This is a genomic window from Pseudomonas edaphica (assembly GCF_005863185.1).
GTDB lineage: Bacteria > Pseudomonadota > Gammaproteobacteria > Pseudomonadales > Pseudomonadaceae > Aquipseudomonas > Aquipseudomonas edaphica.
In genome coordinates, this window is record NZ_VBVZ01000201.1 from 1 (window position 1) to 9,848 (window position 9,848).

The window sequence follows — 9,848 nt, forward strand, 5'->3', positions numbered from 1 at the left end:
CTCGTGGCACTGCAGCGTGACTTGGGAGTGTCTATCGAGGTCAGGCCGTTCGACTCGAGTGAGGAAATCTTTTCCGCGCTGCGCGAGGGGAAAATCGACCTGGTTGCGTACGCGACAATCCTGAATACCAAGCGTACCGATGCGCTTTTGACGCCCCCCTATGCAGTGACACACCTGACCCTTTTTACCGAAAGTGGCGACCGTGGCGAAAACAACGCCCTTGGTTCCGACCTGAAGATCGCTGTGACCAATGATATTGCTCTTGCACTGTACAAAAGCAACGGTGGTCAAGGCACATTCACTTCCTACCCTTCATCGTTGGCGGCAATGACGTCAGTGTTGACGGGCACTAATGACGCCTACCTTGGCGATCCTGCCTCCACCTACTCTCTATCCAGCCAGTTGTTCAGCACGAGAGTAGGCGTCAGCCAGCGCACACCGCAGCCAGAGATCAAAATCGGCTTTGCGATTGCCCCAGATAACCAGATGCTGGCTGGCCTGTTCGAACGCGCACTAGGCGGGTTAACGCGCTGCCAACTGGCTGATGCCCAATATTTCTGGGGTGATAACCAGCGATGTGATGGGTACGGTTTTCGCGACCGTCTTACCGATTCCGAGCGCACTTGGCTGGACACCACCCAGACTGTGAAATTGGCAATAAGCGAGGATTTGGCACCCTACGCCTTTTTCGACAGCGATGGTCGTTTGAACGGAATTGCCTCTGACTTGCTGGAAATTATTCGCCGCAAGTCAGGCATTCAGTTCCAGATCATCCGTGTGAGCTCATTGGGTGAGGTTGATGCCCTGCTGGCGAATGGCGAGGCAGACCTCGGCATTCTCACAGAGGCCAGTCACGCGCCTTTGCGGTACCTGCGCAGCCGCCCGGCGGGGGTTAATGCTTACCTTTTTGCCACGCGCAAGGACCACCAGACAGTCCTGAATGACCAAAGCACGGCAACAGTGGCTGTGGCGAAAGGCTATCTTTTGTCCCCGATCCTCGCCCGACAATACCCCCATGTACGTATCCAGGAAACCGACACATTGGGTGAAGCCTTCAAGCTTGCTCGTGATGGCGACGTGGATATCGTCCTCGCTCCCGCGAGCGTCATACGCTACTACCTTTCGTACAAATTCGAGAGCAGCCTGAAAGTTGGAGGCATTGTTAATATTCCCAACGCTAGCGTTGTGTTCGCTACTTCCGAACATCATTCACAGCTGATTTCTATAGTCGATAGAGTGATGGCTGAAATCCCCCCGCGGGAGTTCGTGCAGATTCACGGTCGCTGGCGTGCCAACTCGGCAACTGATGAAAAATATTGGGAGGGGATAGCTGCCTACATCTGGCGATCGTTTGAAATTCTGGGCGCACTGCTACTGATCGCCGGGTTGTGGATCGTGACGCAGCGCCGCCGCATTCTGCACAAACGCCAGGACTTGAAGCAACGGCAGATATTGCTGGATGAACTGCAGGTAGCCAAGGAAGCGGCTGAGACGGCCAGCCGAAGTAAATCAGTGTTCCTGGCCACCATGAGCCATGAAATTCGCACGCCTCTCAATGCCATCATTGGCATGCTGGAACTGGTGCTTACTCGCAAAAACAAAGCCGAGTTAAACACACAGTCCGTACATATCGCGTACGAGTCAGCTACCGGTTTGCTCGCCCTCATCGGTGACATTCTCGACATATCGCGGATTGAATCTGGAAAAATCAGCTTAGTTCCAGAGCCTAACCGGATCAAAACGCTTCTGGAGTCGACAAGCCATGTGTTCTCAGGCTTGGCGCGGCAGAAGCAGTTACATCTGCGGCTGGATATCGCCCCGCTGTCGGCGGAATTGGTTTGGGTCGACGGGCTAAAAATCAAACAAATCTTGTCCAATCTTTTAAGCAACGCAATCAAATTCACTGAGCGTGGAAGTGTCGAGGTTCGCTGCCAGGTAAAACCGACGAGCGATACACGCCTGCACTTTCAGATCAGCGTTACCGATACCGGCGCAGGCATTCCTGCCGAGCAAATCGATCAAATTTTCAAACCATTCTTCGTGACGAACGCGGCCGTCAGCGATCCTAATGCCGGCGCAGGCCTGGGCTTGGCAATTTGCAAGGAAATCAGCGAATTAATGGGCGCAAGCCTGGAAGCCCAAAGCACCCCGGGGGCTGGGACCCGCATAACGTTCAGTGTCGAACTCGAGCGCGTCAGCTCAGAGCGCGCAGTCTGTGAAGACAATGCCTGCAAGCCCGTGAAAGCCGACAGTGATGAGCCACTGACCGTGTTGATCATCGAAGATCATCTACCTAGCCAGTATTTGCTCTACCAGCAGATCTCCTATCTGGGGCACCACGCGCTGACCGCCAGTAACGGCCTGGAAGGCTTGGCAATGTGGCAAGAGCACGCTGTCGATGTTGTGATCACCGACAGTAACATGCCGGAGCTGAGCGGCCACGAGATGACCAGAAACATCCGCGCAATGGAGCAAGCTCAAGGTATCCGCCCATGTTTGATCATTGGGCTGACGGCCGACGCCCAGCCCGAAGCGCATGAGCGCGCTCTGGCCTCGGGTATGGATCACTCACTGGCCAAGCCGATCACGCTGGCTGTACTGAACCGCTGGATTCCCATGCTGGACATCGACGCCGAGAACCTCAACCAAGCCTCCTCAGCGATGAACAACATCCGCCAAGACTTGGCCGAGCAGGTGGCCGCGAGTAATACCGATGAATCCCTGGCCTTGAAGCAGGCCCTTGATACAGGGGACCTGGCTCAAATCAAACGCATCTCACATAAGCTCAAGGGCACGGCATACATGCTCAATCACGCAAGGCTGCTCGACCACTGCAATGAGGTCGAAGACATCTGCGCTGAAGGCGTGATATCCGATGAAACCGTCGAGGCTGTGACGGAGCTGATCCAGCTACTGGAAACAATCAGTCAGTCGCTGCGACCGGAATGACCACCCGTCAACCACCAAGAAACATCTCGGTAAAACTCAAGAAAAAGCGCGCCCACACCACAGATGCTTCCTTAGCAATGCCAAAGAGAATTCCCATAAGCTTTGAGGGTATTAACACCAGGCTTGGCCCTCATGCACTACAGCGCTTCAAGCTCGTTTCTATCGAGCTTGCTTCCCCGAACAAAGGAGATTTTACCCAGGCAATCGGACTGCCCTGACGAATTAGCACCACCCGCTCAACTGTCCAGCGCGAAAGATGTGCAACTGGGCCTTTGGCTGCGAGAGTTTCGTGCATATCTACAACCCAAATTCGACCTCCGCACCGGAGAGGTCAATGCCGCGGAAGTGCTGGCGCGCTGGCACCATCCACTGCACGGCGTACTTGGCCCTGCACACTTCCTCCCGCTCATTAAGCAGGAGCGCTGGCTCGACGACTTGTTATTTGTACTCCTGGAGCAAGGGCTGGCTTACCAGCTCCAGCTTCACCGCATGGGGCGGTCTCTCAACCTTGCGTTTAACCTGTCACTCAGCCAATTAATGAGCAGCACGTTTGTCGACCGATTGGAAACACGGTTAGTGGAGCATCCCGTAAGACGTTCGTCACTGACCTTTGAGATTATCGAAGACGGCCCTGCCGATCTCTCCGATGCGCACATTGAGCAACTCAACCGCCTGAGCCGCCTGGGCATTCGCCTGTCAATCGATGACTTCGGGACGGGCTATTCATCACTGCTGAGACTGTGCAAGGTGGTGTTCCATGAAATCAAACTGGCCAGAGAATTCATTGGGGCGGTTGATAGTTCAGAGCGCTATCGGGTGGTTGTTCGCAATGCGCTGGCATTAGCTAATGCGTTAGGTATGGAGGCAGTGGTGGAAGGTATTGAGACACTCTCACAACGCAATCGCCTGGTCGAAATGGGCGCTCGGGTGGGCCAGGGTTACTTGTGTGCCAAGCCTATGTCGCTTGAAGAATTTGATAGCTGGAAGATAAAACCGTATCAGCGCTTCCAGAGGCTGATCTGCGACTTGAAGTGATAAATACGAGGGGCGCAGGCAAGTAATCTCCTTCAAACGCCCCTTCCTTCCCATCATGATCCAACGTCTCCTCAGCTGCGCGAACACACGCAAACTTCCTATTGATCTCACCAATGACTTGGCTGGACTCATCAGCGCAAGAGTAGACCCGGCTGATCTTAATACAAGGATTCTCTATCGAGCGCCCAACCCAAGAACCCTCCAGTCAAAAGACAAGAAATTTCCTGGCTAAACGCAAGAATAGAGCTCTGACCTCCGCTTTTTAATAAGAAGTATAGTTTGTCCGTGAACTCAACTCATGCGCCACTGCAGATGAGTCACTAACAGTTATTTTTTTAAATATAGAAGAGCCAAAGATGAAATTCAGTAAACTCGTCCTCGCCATTGGCATTGCAACCTCACTCATCAGCGCCGCTCATGCTGCCGCCCCTAAGGATTCAGTATCCAAGAAGATCACGCTGACTGCGCAGATCAATGATGCGATTTTCGTGTCCAAGCCTGATGGTTCGACATGGTATAGCACAGAAGAACTGGACGCAGATGACTACCAGCAGAAAAAATTCAGCAAAACTCTACCAGTACGTGTATGGAGTAAGAACTCCGAATTCAATGTTTCTTTGGCTCAACCACTAAAAATGAGCAACGGAAACTATGAGATGACTAATCCAGAAGTCACCATCGGTAGTGGTCAAGGCGAAGTCCCCGTTTCCTTCGGGAACTCGCAAAAAATCACTCAAATCACCGCTGGCAACGGCGGCTTTGATGAAGTTCACGACCTTAACATTAAAGTCGACGCCCCCGTCCAAAATGGCCAGTTGAGCACCAATGGTAGTTACAGCGGTGATCTGGTAATGGTATTCGAACCCGTTGCAGCCACAGGCCCATAATCCTCTAATTATAACTTACCGCTAGAAAGCCTTGAGATATTCGAGGCTTTCCTTTCCTTGGTGTTCTATTAAGAAATGAAAGGCCTATCTGCTTGTAGGCGCCAGCATTTGGTCACAACATTATTGCTAAGTGCGCTACTTTTAAAATCCGGTTCATCGAGCGCCGAAGTTAAATTCTCCTATGGCATACCTGAAGGCTTCAGCGAAGTCGAAATGGACACTAGCGCAAGCTATGTTGCGACTTACAATGGTCGAACGCTTCCTGGGGTGATGGCCTTTGAACCTTCAGAAAAGACATTAATATTTGACGCGGAAAAATATCATGAGAACGGCATTTCACTACAAGACATCGCTACTATACGACAAGTATTGAGCAAACTTGACTACCGCCAATGCAAAAGTGGCTGCGACCTAAAACTCATGGGCCATTACATCACCGTAGACAAAATCAAGCGTACCGTAGCCATCCGAGATACCCAAGAGGACGTTATTGTTCCACATACTGCGTGGGGAATAGTAAACAACCAATCCGTCGACTTGCGAGCCTCTACCGAAGGCTACCGTGCCATGAATATAAATGGCAATACCTTTTTGGGCATGCCCGGCCAGAGTTTCGGTTATATGAGTTGGTATGCTGGCCGCCAAAGCACCCGAAACTACAGTCGTAGCAGCCAGGATATTTCATCCTTTTATTTTCAGAAAAACTTATCAAATACTTATTTGCGTGCTGGCAAACAGAACAGCCTCGACTACACGTCGGGGTCAGTCAACACTTTATTATCTCCAAGTTTCGATAAATTCATAATCCTTGGTATCCAAAACCATCTACAAACGAATCGAAATATTAATACGATGTTACTTTACTCGACGACAGAGGGCAACTATGAGTTCTATCGAAACGGGCGTCTGATCCTCAAACGGCCCGCGACGTTAGGACGAAATCAGATAAACCTGGCTGACTTGCCGGGCGGGTACTATTCAGTACAGCTAAAACTGGTGGACCGGAACGGAAATCAGATCAGTGAGGTTACTCAAGAGATAAACAACCTTGATTTTGTCGGTAGTGGTGGAAATGCCTGGCATCTGACGGTCGGAGAAGACATGACTGAAGGTGGCAGCTTACTCGAAGGTGGAGTGAGCCGAAACTTGCGTCAGTTTTTTTGAATGCCTCTGTGATAAGCGGAAACCGACACCGCAATGCCGGCGAAATTAATATCACGCGACCAAGCCAAGTCGGGGAAACTCAGTTCACGCCAACGGTGGGCCTGCTCAGCGGTGAGCGCGCAACAGGCGGCTACGCCAGTGTTTTCGTCAGTCATGAGAAACTAGGTAATCTTATGGTAAGCCGATACCAGAACAACAATATTTCTCAATTCTATCAGGGGTCCCCAAGCTCGAGTATTAGTTACAGCAACATTCTGGGAGGCATCACGCTGGCTTACAACTACCAGAAATACCTGAGCGGCGAGTCACAACAACTTGAAGCTCGGTGGAACTACCGTCCCAATGGCTTATGGTCTACCTTTTCAGTGGGCCTACAAAAAGGTGGTTACCAGCAAAGTGGCAATGACTTCGGCATATACATTAATACGACTTGGACTCTGGACAACTCCCAATCCTCCGTCAGCTCGACATATTCTGGAGGAAAAACTCAATTAAGTGGAGACTACCGCAAGGACTTTCAAGACACCTATGGCATTACAACTGCAGGCGTGACAGCCAACCACATCAACGATCGCAACAGTATGAATATCTATGGCAGCCGTTCTGGTACTCGTGGCGAAGCCTCTGTCAATATTGGGCACGACGACGACAATAGCAACATTGATGCTAACTACAGGGGTATGTTTTCTGCCAATTCTCAAGGACTCGCTTTTGGCCGTTATAGCGACAGCGGGGCTGCCATGCTGCTTAAAACCCCGGAAGTAAACAATACCGACTATGGCTTTCAAGTTGAGGGCTACCCCGTGGCCGGAAACAGCCTGTATGCGATCCCTCTCGGCAGCTACAGCGACCTTCCGTTTGCCCGAGTCATCAGCGAAAGCCTCGAGATGGACATGAACATCGAAGTGCCGGCGAATATTACTCGCTCACACCCAGGCCAAGTCTACAGTTCAGAGGCGAATGTAAAAATCAGCATGATCTATAGTGGTTTACTGATTGATGCTGGAGGGAAGCCAATTAGCGGCACAATATTAGAGACCGGCGACACCGTCTACCAGAATGGTTTATTTTCCATTTTCAGCAAGTCGTTGCTGACCAAAATCAGTGTGACGCAGATGGGGCGCCGCTATACCTGCGACCTCACTAAAACCACCGGCAGCTATTACCACTGCCTTTAAATGCAAACTTTCACTTACAGGTCTTCCCTTGAAAATTCGAACATTACTGACCCCATTTTTTGTATTTCTCTATTTCTCCTCAAACCTTGCCTTGGCTGAAGGGGAGTTAATGGTTATGCCTGCCAGCACCAAGGTCTTCAACAGTCACGAGCAGAAAGTCAAACTTCGCAACATGGGTGACAGCACGCTGTATCTATCCATCAACCTCCAAAAAGTCATAAACCCCGGATTGGTTCCTGAAAAAAAAGTGGCGTTAGCAGAGTTGGCTCATCCTGAACTGATTTCCAGCCCGGACAAATTATCCTTAGGCCCAAATCAAACCCGCGTGGTCACACTGAAATCTCTCGCAGAACCCGATCAAGAGTCGCTCTATCGCCTTTACATCGTGCCAGTACGCTCATTGCGAGTTGACGACGCGCCACAGGACAAGATTACCGCACCGATGTCAGTCTCTATCGGTTACGGGGTGCTTATTCGCCATATGCCCTCCCCCAAAAATCAACACGTGGCCTGGACATACCGTTGCGAAAAGGGTGGCCTTACGCTGGTTAATAACGGAAATGTACGGCAATTATTCACCCACGTTGTTGTAGGAGAGAGCGCATCGGAGCAAACCATAGCGGTATTTCCTGGTGTACCACGACACTTCAAAAGTTCTCGAATAAAACTGAGCGTTGAAGATCAGCCACAATCGTTGGTATGCCCATGAAAAAACGTTCACACCTGCAGATACTTGGATTTTTTGCAGCCATATATTCGGCCTCAAGCACGGCCACCGGGATACTTAAAATTTCAAGCAACGAACTGTCTCTGCTGCCTGGACATCCCGCCGGAGAGCTGTTTGCAGAAAACATTGGGGACACACCATTATATTTGCAGGTGGATCAAGCTTTGCTGACTAACCCTGGCGAATCACCTGAGCGCTTAGTGCCCATTTCACAGATTGAAAAGCCGAGTTTATTGGTGACTCCGAACCGCCTAGCCATTGCTCCAGGGCAAAGATATAGATTAGATCTCAGAATTATCCAACAGGTTGAGCAAGACCATATCTGGCGCATTACCTTTCGACCGAGCGAGCATCTAGTTTTAGAAGGCGAGCCCACTAAGAATGCCACTCCAGTTTTCGTTAAAGTTGGATACGGAGTAGTTATATACCAAAAAAAACGACTAATAGAGCCAGTAACCGTCATGTAAAACATAGAAGCTACAGACTGAAACTACGTCGCCAAATATTAACTTTCCTCTGTAGAAAACACATTATACCACTCACCAGGAAATGCTAACCATTGAATACCACATCACACAAAGCAATCAATTTTAGGCTGTCAACAACCTTATCTTTATATGCTATGTTTTTTTCTTGCTCTAACGTAAGCGCAATGGATCAACCGACAGGCAATGTCTCCGGAGAATACAGCAATTGTCGGTATCAAGACCACGGGAATGGCTTGGCAAGTTATTACGTCACTATCCCATTCAATAAACTCGCGCCTGGTGAAAATACGTCCTCGCGTCATGCCTTCGCAAGCAGAGCAATAGTTTTATACACTTATAACAGCAATGGAATCCCTTCAAACTCAACTGCTGGCTCCGTCTACATTAACGATGCCAGATATGGCATTAAGTACCCATCAGGCAACCTCATGATGTACACTAACTCTTATGACTGGTACAAAAAAGATGCATTCACTGCTGAGACCAAAGTAACCTTTAGTTCAAGCGGCCTCTCAAAATGGCCAGGAATCGCAATTAGAACAGGTAATTTTTCATTTACACCCCAATTAAATCAAGAAACTTATTTTGATGCAAAAGGCGCAGTTTATATTTCCAAAACCGAGGGACTCAATGGCTCCTGCAGGATAATTAATCCCGAAACCCCACCTCCCCAAGATATCACCCTGAACGTAAGTGTACCAGATTGGGATTTTGGTGATTTACAACCAGGCATTGTCGAGAAAACACTTGACAGCACTAAAGATCAACTTTGCTTCACTTATAATAGTGGCGAGATCATAGGTCAAAAATTCATTATAAATACTTACAACACGCATGGAGGCACTGACGACACGTACCGTTTAAGACATTTTTCAGCTTCTAGCTACCTTCCTTATAGCCTAACGCTTAACGACGGAAAAAATAAGCCATTAAAAATTCCTAACAATACGAGAAATACTATCACCCTCGACTCTAGCGGACGCACCTGCTTCTCACCGACTATCAGGGCAAATGTTTCAAAGACTCAAGTAGAGGGCAACTACTACGACGTTCTTAACTTTAACGTGACTACCAAACCATAACGATCATGAAAAAAAAATTTATCGCCAGCATCGCATTAGTAGTCCTCCTAACGTCCAACCAAATACTTGCTCAGGTTGTACTAAATGGCAAGACACGTACCTTTATTAATGTTGGCGTGACTATCCCAAACTTATTAGTTGTTACAGATGACAAAGGTTCCTGGTTCAACCAAGGCCTGGAGCTACAACAAATGGGAGGCCCGGATGCTCCCTATCAAGTCGACGCACGCATACGTGTGTTGTCCAGCAGTGGTGATTTTCAAGTTCATCTAGATGAACCCGTGCGCATTCAGCATACAAAAAACCCAATGCTCGCTTTTCGGAATCCTACCGTAACA

General features: G+C 49.5%; 9 protein-coding genes. All 9 read left to right on the top strand.

What is annotated here, in order from left to right; genetic code table 11:
- Positions 1–27: 27 nt before the first annotated feature.
- Positions 28–2,949: an ATP-binding protein gene (locus FEM54_RS15090; RefSeq protein ID WP_240792751.1), complete on the top strand. Its 2,922-nt coding sequence runs from the start codon at positions 28–30 to the stop codon at positions 2,947–2,949.
- Positions 2,950–3,081: 132 nt separating this feature from the next.
- A complete protein-coding gene (locus tag FEM54_RS15095) occupies positions 3,082–3,984 on the top strand; it encodes an EAL domain-containing protein (RefSeq protein WP_138451678.1) in 903 nt (300 codons plus the stop codon).
- Between the two features lie 356 nt (positions 3,985–4,340).
- On the top strand, positions 4,341–4,871 hold the full coding sequence (locus tag FEM54_RS15100) for a CS1 type fimbrial major subunit (protein ID WP_138451680.1): 531 nt from the start codon (positions 4,341–4,343) through the stop codon (positions 4,869–4,871).
- 75 nt (positions 4,872–4,946) lie between these two features.
- Entirely contained in the window at positions 4,947–6,035 is a 1,089-nt protein-coding gene (locus FEM54_RS34335) for a TcfC E-set like domain-containing protein (RefSeq protein ID WP_205894406.1), read from the top strand.
- The gene (locus FEM54_RS34340; protein WP_205894407.1) at positions 6,032–7,213 is read left to right on the top strand and encodes a hypothetical protein; all 1,182 of its coding nucleotides are present in this window, start codon (positions 6,032–6,034) and stop codon (positions 7,211–7,213) included. Before FEM54_RS34335 ends, FEM54_RS34340 begins: the two co-directional genes overlap by 4 nt.
- Positions 7,214–7,241: 28 nt before the next feature.
- On the top strand, positions 7,242–7,922 hold the full coding sequence (locus FEM54_RS15110; protein ID WP_171045845.1) for a pilus assembly protein: 681 nt from the start codon (positions 7,242–7,244) through the stop codon (positions 7,920–7,922).
- Positions 7,919–8,407: a hypothetical protein gene (locus tag FEM54_RS15115; RefSeq protein ID WP_138451682.1), complete on the top strand. Its 489-nt coding sequence runs from the start codon at positions 7,919–7,921 to the stop codon at positions 8,405–8,407. Before FEM54_RS15110 ends, FEM54_RS15115 begins: the two co-directional genes overlap by 4 nt.
- A 185-nt stretch (positions 8,408–8,592) precedes the next feature.
- The gene (locus FEM54_RS15120) at positions 8,593–9,510 is read left to right on the top strand and encodes a hypothetical protein (RefSeq protein ID WP_138451684.1); all 918 of its coding nucleotides are present in this window, start codon (positions 8,593–8,595) and stop codon (positions 9,508–9,510) included.
- A 5-nt stretch (positions 9,511–9,515) separates the two neighbouring features.
- The coding region (locus tag FEM54_RS34345) for a hypothetical protein (protein WP_205894408.1) at positions 9,516–9,848 on the top strand (333 nt) is incomplete at its 3' end.

What these genes read in the sequence shown, in the direction of transcription:
- FEM54_RS15095 (WP_138451678.1), top strand. Translation starts at nt 3,082, where the DNA reads ATGCACTACAGCGCTTCAAGCTCGTTTCTATCGAGCTTGCTTCCCCGA.
- FEM54_RS15100 (WP_138451680.1), top strand. Translation starts at nt 4,341, where the DNA reads ATGAAATTCAGTAAACTCGTCCTCGCCATTGGCATTGCAACCTCACTC.
- FEM54_RS34335 (WP_205894406.1), top strand. Translation starts at nt 4,947, where the DNA reads ATGAAAGGCCTATCTGCTTGTAGGCGCCAGCATTTGGTCACAACATTA.
- FEM54_RS15115 (WP_138451682.1), top strand. Translation starts at nt 7,919, where the DNA reads ATGAAAAAACGTTCACACCTGCAGATACTTGGATTTTTTGCAGCCATA.
- FEM54_RS15120 (WP_138451684.1), top strand. Translation starts at nt 8,593, where the DNA reads ATGGATCAACCGACAGGCAATGTCTCCGGAGAATACAGCAATTGTCGG.